The sequence below is a fragment of the Myroides albus genome (genome assembly GCF_009711045.1).
In the GTDB taxonomy this organism is placed as follows: Bacteria; Bacteroidota; Bacteroidia; order Flavobacteriales; family Flavobacteriaceae; genus Flavobacterium; species Flavobacterium album_A.
Genome location: NZ_WMJX01000003.1, coordinates 90,037 through 106,412, shown reverse-complemented (window position 1 = coordinate 106,412; position 16,376 = coordinate 90,037). Strand labels below are relative to the sequence as shown.

11 protein-coding genes are annotated in these 16,376 nt (G+C 35.0%); 6 read left to right on the top strand and 5 right to left on the bottom strand.

The features are described from left to right. Positions 1-22: 22 nt before the first annotated feature. A complete protein-coding gene (locus tag GJV76_RS02730; RefSeq protein ID WP_155091111.1) occupies positions 23-1,996 on the top strand; it encodes a transglutaminase-like domain-containing protein in 1,974 nt (657 codons plus the stop codon). 215 nt (positions 1,997-2,211) lie between these two features. Here the strand turns inward: GJV76_RS02730 and GJV76_RS02725 are convergent, their stop codons facing one another. The 5 genes from GJV76_RS02725 to GJV76_RS02705 form a co-directional block, all read right to left on the bottom strand. Beyond that, the gene (locus tag GJV76_RS02725; protein ID WP_155091110.1) at positions 2,212-5,019 is read right to left on the bottom strand and encodes a M16 family metallopeptidase; all 2,808 of its coding nucleotides are present in this window, start codon (positions 5,017-5,019) and stop codon (positions 2,212-2,214) included. Next, complete coding sequence (locus GJV76_RS02720; protein WP_155091109.1) at positions 5,019-6,206, bottom strand: DUF4929 family protein; 1,188 nt, start codon at positions 6,204-6,206, stop codon at positions 5,019-5,021. Before GJV76_RS02720 ends, GJV76_RS02725 begins: the two co-directional genes overlap by 1 nt. A gap of 10 nt (positions 6,207-6,216) precedes the next feature. Beyond that, complete coding sequence (locus GJV76_RS02715; protein WP_155091108.1) at positions 6,217-7,596, bottom strand: RagB/SusD family nutrient uptake outer membrane protein; 1,380 nt, start codon at positions 7,594-7,596, stop codon at positions 6,217-6,219. Further along, the gene (locus GJV76_RS02710; RefSeq protein WP_155091107.1) at positions 7,596-10,616 is read right to left on the bottom strand and encodes a SusC/RagA family TonB-linked outer membrane protein; all 3,021 of its coding nucleotides are present in this window, start codon (positions 10,614-10,616) and stop codon (positions 7,596-7,598) included. The genes GJV76_RS02715 and GJV76_RS02710 overlap by 1 nt, the downstream gene beginning before the upstream one ends. Before the next feature lie 799 nt (positions 10,617-11,415). Continuing rightward, positions 11,416-12,747 (bottom strand): metal-dependent hydrolase family protein, encoded by a 1,332-nt coding sequence (locus GJV76_RS02705; protein ID WP_155091106.1) that lies wholly within the window; start codon positions 12,745-12,747, stop codon positions 11,416-11,418. 240 nt (positions 12,748-12,987) lie between these two features. Here GJV76_RS02705 and dtd point away from each other — a divergent pair, with 240 nt between their 5' ends. The 5 genes from dtd (at position 12,988) to queA (ending at position 16,372) form a co-directional block, all read left to right on the top strand. Next, on the top strand, positions 12,988-13,440 hold the full coding sequence (gene dtd, locus GJV76_RS02700; protein WP_155091105.1) for a D-aminoacyl-tRNA deacylase: 453 nt from the start codon (positions 12,988-12,990) through the stop codon (positions 13,438-13,440). Continuing rightward, positions 13,440-13,637, top strand: a complete 198-nt coding sequence (locus GJV76_RS02695) for a hypothetical protein (protein ID WP_155091104.1) — start codon at positions 13,440-13,442, stop codon at positions 13,635-13,637. The genes dtd and GJV76_RS02695 overlap by 1 nt, the downstream gene beginning before the upstream one ends. A 3-nt stretch (positions 13,638-13,640) precedes the next feature. Continuing rightward, positions 13,641-13,967, top strand: a complete 327-nt coding sequence (locus GJV76_RS02690) for a nucleotide pyrophosphohydrolase (RefSeq protein WP_155091103.1) — start codon at positions 13,641-13,643, stop codon at positions 13,965-13,967. A 10-nt stretch (positions 13,968-13,977) separates the two neighbouring features. Beyond that, complete coding sequence (locus tag GJV76_RS02685; RefSeq protein ID WP_317162590.1) at positions 13,978-15,204, top strand: 3-phosphoshikimate 1-carboxyvinyltransferase; 1,227 nt, start codon at positions 13,978-13,980, stop codon at positions 15,202-15,204. Between the two features lie 118 nt (positions 15,205-15,322). Continuing rightward, positions 15,323-16,372, top strand: coding sequence for a tRNA preQ1(34) S-adenosylmethionine ribosyltransferase-isomerase QueA (gene queA / locus GJV76_RS02680; RefSeq protein ID WP_155091102.1), 1,050 nt, complete (start codon positions 15,323-15,325; stop codon positions 16,370-16,372). Positions 16,373-16,376: the final 4 nt, after the last annotated feature.

Here is a 16,376-nt window from a genome sequence, read left to right as displayed (position 1 = left end):
AATTATTTTAAGTAGAGTATAAATGAAAAAAATATTTCTTATCTCATTTTTAGTTTTGAGTACTTTTAGTAGTATTGCTCAGGTATCAATAGACAATGTAACTAAAGAAGAATTATTAGAAAAGCAGAATAGAGCGTTTCCTACAAGTGGTGCTGTCATTGTAGATGAAAAGAACAAGGTGTATTTTGATATTAACTTAAGGGACGGAAATTTTATATCAGGCGAAGAAGTTACTCGAAAAATTAAGCTTTACAAGGAGCGGGACCTTAGTAAATTATCCTTTACAATACCTTATTTTGTTCGAGGTGCTTATGCAGAAGATGTCACTATCGATGAAGTCTATGTTTATTCTTTAGTAAACAATGAAATCACAAAAACTAAAATAACATCTTTTGAATCAAAGAAGGAGGGGGATTACCGCGAGAAAGGTGTAGATTTTACCAAGATTCCCAATATCCCTGAAGGCAGTATAATTACTTATCGATATAAAAAGTTATCGGAGAATTTAGATGTCTTGCCTGAATGGTTTATACAAGGAGATTTGCCTAAACAAAGATCTATTTATACCATGCGCATTCCAACTTATTTTACGTATCAGATGATTCAAACAGGTAGTCAAAAGATTGCGTCAAATGAGAGTATTATCGATGTGAAATACGGAAATGGTTTACTGGATTCGAATACGATTAAAACATTAGAGAAAACACTTGTCGCACTTAATGTTCCCACTTTTTCTGAAGAAGTCTTGGTAGATAATGCTGCCAATTATATCAATAAGGTTAGATTTGATTTGAGTAGTGTACAATTTCCTGGAAGTAAACAGCAACAAGTTTTAGGAACAAAACAAACGTTTTTTGAAAACTTACAGAAGAATAAACGCTATTGGAAGGAAATTTTAAATGACCGCTATTACAGAAAAAAAATAAGTCAACTTGATTTATCTGCAAAGAGTGATTTAGAGAAAGCTGATTTGATACTAAATTACCTTCAGAAGGAAGTTACTTGGAATGGAATGTACGGCATTTACCCAGAAAACGGACTGAAGAGCACTTATTTAAGAGGGCAGGGAAATACTGCTGATATTAATCTCATGTTAATCTCAATGCTGCGATATGTTGGATTAGATGCAAACCCTGCTTTGGTTAGTACACGTAGCAATGGGAAGAAAAAGGAATGGCAAGGAATGTACTACAATAACCTTATAGCTGTTTTACAAAGTGAAGGTAGCTACTATTTTTTAGATGCCTCAAGTAAAAATGCCTCTATAGGTGTAATTCCAATTGACAATCTAAATGGTGTTGTTACTATGTTTAGTGACAAAGAAGGTACGAAAGACTTAATCTCTACACCTGCTTTTGTTTCTTCTCGAAAGGAGAATTATCAATTAGAGTTTAAACCTAATGGTTCCTTGACAGGTACAGCAATCCACGCCTATGATAATTACGAAGCTTTTTTTGTAAAAGAAAAGTTTAGTTTTATGGGAAGGTTTAAATATATAAAGGAGTTAGAGTTTGTAAACCCAGGGCTATCTGTTCACAATTTTGTTCTTAATGACAATAGGACGGTGGATAAGAATATTGCTCGAATATCGTTTGGTGTGAATAAACCAAATGGAAGTTTTAGTTTTAACAATAAGTTTTTTGTCAATCTCTTTCAATTCTATGATGGGAAAAGCAATCCTTTTGTGACAGATAATAGGCTTTACCCTATCGACTTTGCCTTTCCTAATTCATATACTTATTCTGTTTCCCTTTTAATTCCTAAAGGGTATAAGGTTGATGTGTTGCCAGATGATTTAGAAATTAAAGATGTTGATTCTGGTGTATCAGCTCAAGTAAAATATACAAGGAAAAACAATAGGATAGAGGTAATGGTCGGTTTGCTTAAATCAAAAGCGGTCATTGAACCAGAGTATTACGAGAATATAAAACAGGTATACAACAGCTTCTATAATAAGTTACAAGAGCAAATAACGATTGAAGTTGAACTTGAATAAGCATATTAAGTGACTATTAGAAAACGGATTATTCTCGATCGGAATAATCCGTTTTTTTTATTTATTTACCCTGTGTATTCAGTTCTGTGATAATTATCTTATGTGAAAGAGTATGTCATAAAAGATGTATCTTGATCTAATTAAGACTAATCTTTAGTATTTTCTCATTAAATTATCATAGTGAGATAGCAGTCAGGTAAGTAACAAGTAGAATGTTATTTTGGTGTAACTAAGAATACACCGTAATTAGTCTTATCAAATATAGAATTTGCTGTATTTAGTACATCCTTTGGGGTAATGCTGTTAAGTATATTCTCATAGTCATTAAAGTCCTTCAAAGATCCAAAATTAAGCTGAACTTCACGCAGCTTTTCTATCCACTGGTAAGTGCTGAATTCCGTTAAATGAAGCTGTTTGTTGTTGAGTACAGCTAATTTCATTTGATCTAAATCCTTTGTTGATATTGGTCTTGTCTGTATAGACTGAATCACCTCTTTAGCTAAGTTTTCAAGCTTTTCTATATCGGATAAAGCTGCAGAAAAGTATAGACTAACAGACGTTTTGGGCGTTGGATAAATCGCAACATCTATTGAAGAAGAAGGAGAATATACTAATCCCTCTTTTTCCCTTGATAACTGTAAGAATTTATTGTCAAACAATTCTCTTACCATCTGAGCAAGGATACTTTCTTTGAGTGTTGGATTAATACTTCCATTAAATACAAGTGTTGCTTCAGTGCGTTCTACATCTGCACTTGGTATAGTCACTCGCTTGATATCGTTTATTTGTGCCTTTGGTTTGTTGTTTTCTTTTAGGTAAGAAGTATGTGGCGTAGTAACTAAACTACCAAAGTATGCGATTGATTCAGCCTTTATATCTTCTACATTAAAGTTACCAGAGATCAATATGTACACTTGGTCTAAGTTTGCAAATGTTTGTTGATAAAGCTCAAAGAAGCTTTCTAACTTAACCTTTTGCCAATCTGCTATTGTGTTTAATTCTTCTTGAATAAAAGGCGTTCCTTTTTTGTATTCTTCTATTTGATGACTGAGCTGAATAGAAGGATTGTTTAATAAAGTAGAAGGTATAGGCTCATGTTCTAAAGACACGATGCTCTCTTGTATATATTCATTAAAATCCTCTTTTGGTTCTATGTAATCATACATTTTGCGGTAGGTCCATTCAAACATATCTCTAATATGTCCTAATCTACTTGAAGTATTGACAATAGTTGCCTCATTAGAGAGGCTTACCAGTGTGGATACCTCTCTATCAGCTCCCACTTGTAAGTACCCATCTTTAGTTAGGCCATGAATCCATGCAGAGTCAATAAAGTAACTGGCGTCTTGATAATACTTTTGCTCTTGTTCCTGGATAAGATTTAAGCCATTTCTGGTAAAGACAGTGAGTATGATATTATTATCCGTAGCATGAGTGGGTTTAATACCAATGCGTAGACCGTTTGCTAAGGTTAATTCAGTTACCCCAATGTGGTTGTAAATATGCTCTTTTACAACGGCATTATCATTTGATTTAACTATAGGAGGCATCGTCTTCCAGTGAAACGAACCTTGTGTTCTTTCTTGTTTTTTCTTTTCTTTTTTGTCTTTAAAGAGGAGTGTTTTAGTCTTGCCTTCATTCCAGGAGTCATTTAATTCTTGAATAGAATGAATTGAGAAGATATTGCTATTTACGGTGCATAAGTACAAATTTTGTCTATCTACCGACCATGTATTTTCGTGTTTTACTACAAGATCATTTGCTGTGATTGTCGATAGAATTTCTTCTAATAATTGAATTTTGTGTCGATCTGTCAAGTAATGACTATTCACAACGACTTGGTCTATATAGTTATTAGCTAAGAAGTATGCATCCTCCTCAGTAGAAATAGCAGATTGATTGAGCAAGTGCTGTTTATAAGCTTCTAATTCTTCTTTGTGAATTCCCTTTAAACTCATTGTATTTAGCACACTTGCTACTAAGTGGATGCGAGTAGATAGTTCTTCCTTTGTTTTGGCAGTTATTTCTATGACATCCTCATTTTTATTAGGTAGATACCACGTGCTATGAGCAGAGGTATGTGTCTTGGCTTGGCGAAGCTTCTTGCTTAACCATTGTTTATACAATTGTGCAATAGTGTGTTCTTTAAACCCTTCTTTAGTAGATAAAAAGGGAGCACTATTAAAACGAATAATTTCAACCTTATTAGTACGAGTATCTGAGGTGTTTACTATTTCTAATGCATTGTCAAATGAAGGGGAGAAGGTATCCCAACTTTGAGATCGCATTAAAGTAGAGTTCCCTTTAAACGAGCTGAAACTCGTTTCAATCTGTTGTATAGCTTCTGTTGGATTTACATTTCCTGTGATAATTATAGTAGCGAGAGAAGGTGAGTACCATTGCTTATAAAATGCCTTTAACCTTTTTGCGTCTAGTACTTTAATGTTTTCTATACTTGAGATAGGCAATCGATGTGCGTGTTGACTACCTTCCAACTTTTTTTTGTTAAAAACGGATGCTGTCCCAAAGTCCTTAATTTCTTGGATGACGATCCTCTTCTCTTTCTCAATATCCTCTGTGTTAAGGTGTGCTTTGCCTAAGAAGTTCGCCAATATAGTAATCGCTAAATTTTGTTGACTTTGATCGAGCAGGGATAATTCATACACAGTACGCTCATAGGTAGTATAAGCATTGATATCTCGGCCAAAGCGATACCCTAAACGCTGTAATGTATCAATGGCTTGTCTACCTGGAAAGTCATCACTACCATTAAAAAGCATGTGTTCTAAGAAGTGTGCATATCCTTGTTCATCATCTCGTTCTTGTAGTGATCCTACATTTAAGACCAGACGATATTCCGTCTTCTGTTGAGGTATAGGATGGATAATATAGTTTAGCCCATTGTCTAATGTACCATAAATTGCATTATCTGCTTTAGGCAATGGAGATAAAGTATCTTGCCCAACTGCAAACAGGGGGCAAAGTACTAAAGCAAAGAAATATAGTATTTGAGTACGTTTCATTATTTTAGTTTGTATTCAACAGTGAATAAGATGTAGTCATTTGCATGTTCATGCCCTATGATGAACTGAAAGTTAAGATGCGTATCTGTTAATGTAGCCGATGTCGTTCTGTAGTTACCTCCTTCTCCCATATCGTAATAATCTTCTTGTATATCCTGATTATTGAGATAGTATGACGGGTTTACAGTACCTCCCATTTCTGTGTTTTCTATAGCAAGGGGATTTCCTTCGTCTAAGAGTTTCTTAAGTCTATCCCATGCACTGTATTTAAACTGAAATGGTACAATCGTATAATCATCTCCCCATATATCTTGGAAGGTTTTAGTATATGATAGCTTTCTAGTCTTTAAATCTATGTATATATCGTCTAATTCTACTTCAAAAGTTTCCTTGCTGGTAGCACTTAGGTTGATCAAATTCATGATGTGTTGAGAGGCAGGTACTTGAGTCCAAAACTCGTTGTCATCTATCGTAAGCAACCGCTGTAGTTTATATAAATACCCTTCTATCCCCATAGGATTAGACACCATTTTTAATACTGGTTGTTCAGGTGTAGATTTATCGCTTAATGTGATAGTGGTAATTCCATTTATTTGGGAAGTTTCTGCTTGATACATAGTTTCGAGATTAGCACCTCCAGGAAAGTTGATTGTAGTATTCACTTTAATCTCTCCCATTAATGGATAAAGATCTAATCCCTTTCGTTTATAACCATCGAGTAATTCAATTTGTTTATCTGTTAGTGCTTCTACCTTTTTGATAGGGGTGACTAATAGTTGTACCTCTTTATCTAAGGGGAGTTTGCTTGTATTGTTGATTAGTTTTATAGTGATTGTGGTTTCATCACTTAAAAGTTGTCTTGATGAACTCTTTATTTTTAGTTGTGCTTTTTTCTCTTTTGGAGCAAACTGTATAATAGGATTTTCAATGGTAAGAATATCTTTACCATCTATCGTATTGTTTTCTAATGCGAACTCCAGTGTAACGGCTTCTGTGATTGAATTAACCAAGAAGACATTGACAGTTACTTCATCTGTACTGTTATCTTGTAAGATGTGAGTCCCGTTTGGCTGTAAGACAATTCTGTTCTCTCCCGTATAGCCTTGTAGCTGATTGTCGTCTTGTGTACAGCTCAAGGTAAATAAACTCAAGAGTATTCCCGTAAATATCGTTAAGTAGTGTTTCATTTTAGTAATCTTAAAGTTCTATTGACTGCCATCCATCATTTTGTACCAGGTTGTTATTAAGGCGAATTTCAGCAGTTGGTATAGGCCATGTCCAGCGAAAATCTGTAGCTTCTATGGTATTGGATTTTTTATTAGAATCAGATTCATATCTCGCGATATTGGTATTCCACCTTTTTAGGTCAAAGTAATTAGTTTTTTCACCTATGAATTCCTTTTGTTTTTCTGCTCTAAAGAGTAGTCTTAGTACTTGTTGAGAAGGAGAATCTGTGATAGTTTCACTGTGTACAGAAGTTTTAAAATCATTGTAGAGTGATATTGCTTGTGCTATTTTATTTTGCTCGATTAAGCTTTCTAACAATAGAAAGTAAGTTTCTGTATTTCTCGATAAGATGATGCGTTGTTCTTCTTTGTCATTATAGTTAGATTTGTATTTGCCCAATAGAGCTCTTGTACTTGAGGCTATACCTTGTGCTTTCATGTCATAAAAGAACTGAGATATTGTATATCTCATGTCACTTTCTTCAAACTTATTTAAGAAATGTATTTGCATAATATCACCATCGGTTGTTGTAGTTAGGTAATGATTGGGATTTTCTCTGAAATCGTAAGCCCAATACACTTGCCTTGTAGGCGAGTTGTCTTTGTATTTCCAAAGCGAAGCATATGTCTCAGCAGTATTTGGAAGTGGAGCGGATTCGCTTAATAGCGCAGTGGCTAAAGCTTCTGCCTTGTCGTATTGTCCTTGGTATAACGCAATTTTGATCTCTAATTGTTTAGCGGCTTGAGTAGTGATAAAGTATATTTTTTGCGCTGCATAACTATCCATTAAAGAGATACCTTCTTGTAACATCCTCTCTATATATTGAATAGATTCACTTTGTGTTAACCTTTTGTTGGATTCTATTTTTAGCTCATCCTTTCTCAACACTCCTGGAGCTTCTGGATTATATCGCGTGCTGTATAGCTGTAGTAGATCAAAGTAGATATACGCTTTAAGTACTAAGGCATTTCCTTTGATGTAATCCCAGTCAGTCCCTTTGTCTCTAATGTGTGCTTCTGTATTTAAAAGTGCATTTAAGTGAACCATTGCGCTGTAATAACTATCCCATTGACTATTGGCTAAGGTCTTTAGGGCTATCTCATTCCAAGTATAGTGTTGCTTAGCATTGCTATTATATTCTATGAGATAAGTTGGCTGTAGGTCTTCGCTTAATAGTGTAAATGTACTTCCATTTACAGGTAGTTCCTTGTAAGCTTGAGCCAATACAGAGGTTGCTTTTTGGGTTGTATTGATGATGTCATCACCTGATATTTCTTGTTCATTTTTGACATCTAAGGAACAAGAGCTGATTGACAGAACCGTCAAGGCTGATAGTATATATTTTATCATTAGAATGTGGCGTTAAGTGAAAAGGTTAAAATGGGTTGAACGACGTCTTTTAAGTTTCCTCTATCTTTTTCAAAGCGATAAGTGTATATGTTATCTGCCTGAATATTTATTTGTAGTGTTTTAAAATATTTATTGACAAAACTGTTGTTTCGAATACTATACCCTAATTGGATATAATTAAGTTTGATATAATCTGTCTTGTATATTTTTCTTGAACTGGGTTGTTTGTATAAGTTAAAGACACTGCTGGGCATATCTTTCATTGGATAAGTTTTGTTTTCATCTCCTATTTCAAACCACATATTGTCTAATTGACCAGCCAAAGCATTTTGATTTGAACTAGATAGATCGCGTACATATTGTTGGCTTTGTACTGCTTTTCCTCCTAATCCATAGTTAATATTTACAGCAAGAGACCAGTTTTTATATGACCAATAGTTATTAAAGAATCCTTGGTAAGGAGCAATGCTATTTCCATAGTCTCTATAATAAGTCTTTTGTAAAGGGGCATTGTAAATGATGATATTGTTATTGCTGTCTACATATTCTGGCAGCCCTGTAATAGGGTGTATTCCATTGTCGTGAATACCGTAGATTATACCTAAAGGTTTGCCTACTTCGTACTCAGGCATTACTGCGGTAGGTGAATTATAGATTTTATCTGTTCCATATAGTCTTTTGACAGTATTCTTGTTGTAAGATATGGAAGCAGCTGTATTCCATTTGAAGTCTGACAGGCGTACAATATCTCCACTTAGCAAGAACTCAACTCCCGCATTTTCTATTTCTCCTATATTTTTGGTATATGTCTGAAATCCATTACTTGAAGCTATAGGCGTAGCGAATATGGCCTCTTTAGTTAGGTTGCTATAAAAGGATGTCAATAAATTAAATCTCCCCACAAAACCTAAATCCATGCTTATATTGGTACTGTATGTCTGTTGAGGTTTTAGACTCCTATTGGGTAACCCCATTAGTTGTAGAACGCGGTATTCTCCATAAAAGCTATTGGTATTTGAATAAGTTGTGTTTATCGCACTTGGGACGATTCCTGTCATACTTGCTGTATAACCTAATGAGGTCTTAAATTTAAGAGAAGTTAATAGATCTTGTTTTTTAAAAAAGTCATATTCACTTGGTGTCCAACCTATACCTGTAGACCAGGCATCATTCCATCGCTTATTACTTGGGAGAATAGAAGATCCATCTCTTTTAATACTGGCATAAAAATCATATGTATTCTGGTAGTTATATCCTAAGGCTAACCCGAAACCGAGTTGAGTATTTTTAATTTTATTACCGCTGGCTTTTGGTGCATAAGTACCAGTCAAGCCATTGTTAATACCAGAGAGACTATTGACGTCGTCTGATATTCCATATCCACTTGCTTGTAGATCTTTAATTTGTGTTGTGTAATAATCCATGTTTACTCCAACAAATAAGTTGTGATCTCCAAATTGCTTTTGATAGTTGGCGCGGATATTAGAAGAGAAGTCAAATATCTTGTTATCACTTTCACTGATATACCCTTGTGCGTTTAGAGGTATTTGTTTTTGACTATAGGCCGTAGATAGAATGCGTTGGTTTTTTTCTGCGATGCTGTAATCACCACCTAATACACCCGATATATTCAGCTCTGGCAAGATATCCCAGTGCATGACCACAGAGGAACTAAAGCGTTTAGTCGTTGTCTTCTGTTTGTATTGGTTGATCAAATCTTGATAGCTGAGATTAGAATTTTGACTAAATAATTTTTTTGAATCTTTAGATTCGTATGGGTTGAGTGTAAATGCTAATGAGGTAGGGTCATTACTCATGCCGTTTTCTGTATTCGCCGTAGACAGACCAAAACTATTGTTTAAAGACAACCTAAAGTTGTGTGCTAACATATAATCTAAATTGGCACGTGCGGTTAGTTGATTGATATCATTACCTGGAATACGACCTCCTTGTTTACTGTAGTTCAGGGAATAGAAATACGTACTTTTTTCTGTTCCTCCGCGTACTCCTAAGTTATAAGCTTGAAAGATATTGGGTCTGATTAACTCTTTAAACCAGTCTGTGTTGATTTGTTTTAAGGAATCCAATGTTTTAGCTCCACGTGCTAATTCTTGTTGCAGATTTGGGCTATTAGCATATAGACTGTTGATGTATTTAGCAGAATTGATATAACCAGGAGAACCAGCTTTTTGGATGCGTTCTTCGAAAGCGAGTTTTTCTTCTGTTCCCATCATACGCGCAGGGCGTTCACCTCTAAAAGTAATTCCTTGTTTCATCGAGAAGCTCACTACTGGTTTGCCTTCGAAGCCTCTCTTCGAAGTTAATTCTATGACTCCATTAGCCGCTTTGATTCCATATAGAGCAGTAGCAGGTGCGTCTTTTAGTACCTTGATTGTACTAAAGTCGTTAGGGTTAAGCGTCATAAAGGTTTCTGTTGAGATAATAATACCATCCATAACAAATAGTGGTTCATTAGCACTACCTGTATAAGAAAAGGAAGAATTACCTCTAAGGCGTATCTCTGGCTTTTGACCTAATTCTCCCGAAAAATTGACTGTCAAGCCTGGTACTTGACCTTGTAATAGCTTTGCCATGTCTAACTCAGAGCGTTGGCTTAGTTGTGTCATGTCTACTGTGATGACAGAACCTGTGCTATTTCGAATATCGATATCGTTGATATTCGTGGATTTGTGTATGATTAATTCGTCTAGTTGTTTGACGTTGGAAAGTAAACGGATGGTTTGTTCTCCTTTTTTCAGTTTCGTTTCTAAGTTTTCGTAGCCGTAACGACTGATGATGACTGAGGAGTGATATAATTCAGGAATTGCGAACTCTCCTTTTTCATTGGTAAAGAAAGTATCTCCTGAGGCTAATACGGTGATTATAGCCGTATCAATTCCTTTTCGGGTTTCTAAATCAATAATCTTACCTGTAAAGACAGGTTGTTGTGCATAGACCCCTATAGCACAGAGTAAACTGATTACAAGTAAGGTAATCGTCCGTTTAGATGTGAGTAACATAATAGTTAAATATAATTAAGACTAATTCTAAATTAAAGCGCAAAAGTAAAGAGTTTTTTTGCTTTTCAAAATAGATAATGACTTTATTTAGATTAGATAGATTTTAGTAGTGGATAAATTGCGAACTATTTGTTTGTCACTTTCGCTTGAAGCATAAACTGTTTTGTTTAGATAATGTGTTGTTTTTTAGTTGTGTGTAATCTTTGTCTATGGTATATTTAATAAACTATTATTTAGAGTAGTTTGGCCTACTTCTTTGAGTTGCGTTTGGGATAGTAGTAGTGTTATATTTTGGACTTTTAAGAATAGTTATAATAATTAGCTTGATAAATTCGAAGACAAAAGAGAGGTGAAAATCTGTTTTTTACAAGAAAACGATCCCATTTCAAAGGAGTTATTAAATAGATTGTATACAAGGGAAATTGATAAGTATAAACGATTTGTTATATTTTTATTGGAAGTGGTCGCATAGTGATCGCGATCTGATGGCATAGTGATCGCATGTTTTTTGCTTTTTATTATGCGACCACGATGTGATTATTATACTATCATTATACTATGATATAGACTAATATTCAATGAGATAGTCAAATAAGCGGGATGTAATCTTGCTCATAACCTTAGAAGTAAAGCAATAGCAATTTAGGGGAGGAATGAAACTCTGTCTATTAGATAGCAATGGATTCAATTAGCACCTCTTCTTGATTTCATTTGAAAAGGGATAAGAGTGATGAATATTTCCCATAAAAAAAGAGGACTGCTTATTAGGCAGTCCTTGCAATGTATGGTAAAACAATTTTTATTTTTTAGTAGAGGTAGTATTCTTATAGATTTTCCCACCTTTGATAATCACGATAAAATTCTTCTCAGGATTAGCAATAAGTGATAAATCTTTAAGTGGGTTTCCATCGACTAATAATAAGTCTGCATAAGCATTTTCTTCTACTACCCCAAGTTTTCCTGGATATGGGCTGCGTAAGCCAGATAGTTGTAATAATTCGGCATTATCTTGCGTCACCATTTTTAGAATCTCAGCATTTGTAAACCATTTTTGTAAACGCAGGATATATTCGTTTTGTTCTTTATTTAATTCTGGTTCGAATAAGAAGTCAGTTCCCCAAGCCAGTTTGACACCTAATTGTTTGGCTAATGGCCATACTTTGTCTTGACCTTCTAATACAGGTTTGCGTTTTTCTTTGCGTTGGGCATCCATATTATCATTGTTGTCCATTAGGTTCTGTAAGCTTAGCCATATACCTTTGTCTTTCATGATTTTCAAGGTTTCTTCATCCAACATCTGACCGTGTTCGATAGATTTTACACCTGCTTCGATAGCGCGTTGTACAGCTCTGGGTGTATAGGCGTGTACCATAACATAAGTACCCCAATCTTCCGCAGCATCTACAGCTGCTTTGATTTCGTCAAAAGTGTATTGTGTCACATCGATAGGGTCATAAGCAGAAGAAGTACCTCCACCTGCCATCACTTTGATCTGACTTGCCCCGAAGCGTAGGTTCTCTCTTGTAGCAGTAAGTACTTCATCACGTCCATCTGCTATAAAAGTAGCCCCCATTTCTTCAGCACGAGAAGGCTTTCCGAAGAAGCGTCTTGAGCGCTCATTAGGAGTTCTAAAGTCTCCATGTCCTGCAGTCTGACTGATCGTAGCTCCTGAAGGCCAAATACGTGGACCTGCAGTCTTGTCTGCATCAATAGCTGCTTTTAATGGGAATATTGGTCCACCAGCATCTCTCACGCTTGTAAACCCACGCATTAGCATACTGTGTGCTCCAGTAGCTACCTCTTTCATCAAGCTTTCAGGAGTAGCTGTAGGCGACATCATTTGCTCCATAGTTAACGCTCCAAATACCATATGTACGTGTACATCGATTAACCCAGGCATAAGAGTCTTGCCTTGACCATTGATTTTAGTAACGTCATTACCTTTTACAGAGATGGTTTTAGGACTAATTTTTTCTATCGTTTGCCCATTAACCAATACATTCATTGGCTCTGTTAGAGAGGCAGTTTCGTGATTCAGGATTCTGACGTTCTCAATTAGAACTTGTTTTGTCTGTGCAAATGTGATAGTTGTACTAACTACAAATAGCGCTAATATGGATTTTAACTTCATAGACTAAAGTAAATTTTATGTTGATTCTACTAAAAAATTTGATAGCCTCTAAGATATTATAAAAACAGGGTTTAGCCTAATGTAATTTTTGAAAGTAGCTTGTAATTCGATTAGGTAGGCAGGAATCTCCGTTTGTAAACAGTGTGTTTTTAATCATTTGTTATCAAAATAAATAAAGGTAATATAAGGTATAACTTTAGAAAGTTTTTAAGTTTGTAAGTAATAGATTAAAATAAAAAAATGAAAGTAGTAATCCAGCGTGTGACCAGAGCGTCTGTTACCGTAGAGGGAAATAAAATAGGAGAGATTGACAAAGGGCTTCTTGTTTTAGTAGGAGTAGAAGATGTAGATACTGAGGAAGATATTAATTGGCTATCAGGAAAGATTGTGAATTTGCGTATTTTTGAAGATGAAAATGGAGTGATGAATAAATCTGTAAAAGAAGTAGAAGGGGAGGTATTATTAATAAGTCAGTTTACGCTGCACGCTTCTACTAAAAAAGGAAATAGACCTTCTTATATCAGAGCTTCTAAACCAGATTTTGCTATTCCGATGTATGAAAAGTTTATTAATAAACTTGAAAGTGATTTAGGAAAAAAAATACAAACAGGTGAGTTTGGGGCAGATATGAAAGTAGAATTACTGAATGATGGCCCAGTCACAATTGTAATAGATAGTCAAAATAAAGAATAATGAGTACATTAGTAAAATACAGTTTCTTTACTGTAATATTTGTAATCCTAACTTGGGTTATGACAGATGAAGTTTCATGTGCCTTGAAGGGAGATGAAATCTGTTTAATGAATTTTGCATTTAAATACTTGGTGTTTATGGTGCTAATGGTTATCTACGATAAATGGTTGAAATATAAGATTTTTAAAAAAAAGTAAATAATGAATATACAAGATGCACAAAAAGCTGTAGATAGTTGGATCAAAGAACACGGCGTACGCTATTTTAACGAGTTAACTAATATGGCTCAGCTTACGGAAGAAGTAGGAGAAGTTGCGCGAATTATTGCAAGACGTTATGGTGAGCAATCTGAAAAAGAGAGTGATAAAAATAAGGATTTAGGTGAAGAATTAGCAGATGTAGTCTTTGTTGTACTGTGTTTGGCAAATCAGACTGGTGTGAATCTACAAGAGGCATTTGATAAGAAAATGGACTTGAAGACAAAGAGGGATCACGATCGTCATCACAATAATGAAAAATTAAAATAAAATATAAAGCGTGAAAGTATTTCTTCCTCAAACGCAATTAGCCACGAATCAGCATCTCTTTATTTCAGGTAGTAAGTCTGAGAGTAACCGCCTGTTGATTTTAAAACAGCTATTTGACAAATTACAGATAGGTAACTTATCTGATGCTGATGATGTGCGAGCTATGGAACAAGCCTTAGAATCTAAAGGAGAACTTGTTGATATTCACCATGCAGGTACTACGATGCGTTTTTTGACTGCGTATTATTCTTTATGTACTACTCGTGAAGTAGTATTAACAGGGAGTAGTCGAATGCAAGAAAGACCTATAGGGGTTTTAGTAGAAGCATTAAGGCAATTGAACGCTGAGATTACCTATGTAAATAAAGAGGGATTTCCCCCATTGAAAATCAAAGGTCATCTTTCTGAAGGTGGAAAAATAACACTTCCAGCAAATGTGAGTAGTCAATATATTACTGCACTATTGCTGATTGGAACCAAACTTGAAAAGGGAATGGAACTGCATTTGATCGGTGAGGTAACTTCTCGTCCATATATTGAGATGACTCTGCAATTGCTCAGAAAATTGGGGGCAAAAGTGTTTTTTGAAGATAATGTTATACATGTATATCCTATTGAGCAAATTGTGGAAACTAACTTTGTAGTAGAATCTGATTGGTCATCTGCATCTTATTTTTATTCTATGATTGCTTTGTCTGAGATAGGAACTAAGATTCAGTTGTCAAGTTATAAGGAGGAGAGTTTGCAAGGAGATAGCAAAGTTGCACTATTGTATGAACAGTTAGGAGTAAACACTTCATATAAAGCTGACGCTACAATAGAACTTACTAAGGTCAAACATGTAAATACAGCTTTCGAAGCTAATTTGATAGAAACGCCAGATTTAGCACAGACAATTGCAGTGACTTGTTTTGGCTTAGGGATTGACTGTCGTATGTCTGGTTTGCACACTTTGAAAATTAAAGAAACGGATCGATTATTAGCTCTAAAAACAGAGTTATCAAAATTAGGGGCTACTATTTCGGTTGATGATGAAAGTTTAACATTAGAAGCTTCAAAAGAGATTCGCTCAAATATTTCTATTGATACTTACCAAGATCACCGTATGGCTTTGGCTTTTGCTCCATTGGTGCTAAAGACCAATCTCATGATTAATGAGGCTGAAGTGGTAACAAAATCTTTTATTAGTTATTGGGATGATTTGCAGAAATTAGGTTTTCAAGTTCAAGAACAATAAGGGATAAAAGAAAAATATGGGCAAATACTTGACAACCCCTATGTTGAGGTTGTATATTTGCAAATTCTTTTGCGAAAGCAAAAAGTCTTTGTGTAATTAAATATTAAAAGCGTATTCAATGAAGTTATCAAACTTTAATTTTGATTTGCCAGCTGAGTTATTAGCAGAGTTCCCATCTGAGAACAGAGATGAGGCACGTTTAATGGTGGTGGACCGTAAAACTGGAAACATAGAACATAAATTATTTAAAGACTTAATCGACTATTTTGACGAAGGAGATGTTATGGTATTGAATAATACGAAAGTTTTTCCTGCACGTCTATATGGTAATAAAGAAAAAACTGGAGCAAGAATCGAGGTTTTTTTATTGAGAGAGTTAAATGCAGAACAACGTTTATGGGATGTTTTAGTTGATCCAGCCCGTAAAATACGTATTGGAAATAAACTATATTTTGGTGATGATGATTCTCTTGTGGCAGAAGTAATTGATAATACGACTTCAAGAGGTAGAACACTGCGCTTTTTATATGATGGTTCTTATGAAGAATTTAGATTTAAATTGCAAGAATTAGGAGAAACGCCAATTCCTAAATACATTAATCGCGAGGTTGTGCCAGAGGATGCAGAGAGATACCAAACAATATATGCGACCGAAGAAGGGGCAGTAGCTGCACCGACTGCTGGTCTTCACTTCTCTAAACACTTAATGAAGCGTTTAGAAATCAAGGGAATTAAGTTTGCTGAGGTAACTTTACATATTGGTTTAGGGACATTCAACCCAGTTGAAGTAGAGGATTTATCTAAACATAAGATGGATTCTGAGGAGATGTTTGTCAATCAAGAATGTTGTGATATCGTAAATGAAGCTAAAGTTAATAAGAAACGCGTATGTGCGATTGGTACAACTTGTATGCGTGCATTAGAAAGTTCAGTTTCTTCTAATCAAACATTAAATCCGTTTGTGGGTTGGACTAATAAATTTATTTTCCCTCCATACGATTTTAGTATTGCAAACTGTATGGTGACAAACTTCCATATGCCTAAATCGACTTTATTAATGATGATTTCTGCTTTTTGTGGTCATGATCTTATGATGAAAGCCTATGATTTAGCTGTAAAAGAGAAATATAAATTCTATTCATACGGAGACGCAATGTTGATCCTATAGTAGA

Excerpts from the sequence above, each read along its gene's own strand:
- GJV76_RS02730 (WP_155091111.1), top strand. The coding sequence starts at position 23 with ATGAAAAAAATATTTCTTATCTCATTTTTAGTTTTGAGTACTTTTAGT.
- GJV76_RS02725 (WP_155091110.1), bottom strand. The coding sequence starts at position 5,019 with ATGAAACGTACTCAAATACTATATTTCTTTGCTTTAGTACTTTGCCCC.
- GJV76_RS02720 (WP_155091109.1), bottom strand. The coding sequence starts at position 6,206 with ATGAAACACTACTTAACGATATTTACGGGAATACTCTTGAGTTTATTT.
- GJV76_RS02715 (WP_155091108.1), bottom strand. The coding sequence starts at position 7,596 with ATGATAAAATATATACTATCAGCCTTGACGGTTCTGTCAATCAGCTCT.
- GJV76_RS02710 (WP_155091107.1), bottom strand. The coding sequence starts at position 10,616 with ATGTTACTCACATCTAAACGGACGATTACCTTACTTGTAATCAGTTTA.
- GJV76_RS02705 (WP_155091106.1), bottom strand. The coding sequence starts at position 12,747 with ATGAAGTTAAAATCCATATTAGCGCTATTTGTAGTTAGTACAACTATC.
- dtd (WP_155091105.1), top strand. The coding sequence starts at position 12,988 with ATGAAAGTAGTAATCCAGCGTGTGACCAGAGCGTCTGTTACCGTAGAG.
- GJV76_RS02695 (WP_155091104.1), top strand. The coding sequence starts at position 13,440 with ATGAGTACATTAGTAAAATACAGTTTCTTTACTGTAATATTTGTAATC.
- GJV76_RS02690 (WP_155091103.1), top strand. The coding sequence starts at position 13,641 with ATGAATATACAAGATGCACAAAAAGCTGTAGATAGTTGGATCAAAGAA.
- queA (WP_155091102.1), top strand. The coding sequence starts at position 15,323 with ATGAAGTTATCAAACTTTAATTTTGATTTGCCAGCTGAGTTATTAGCA.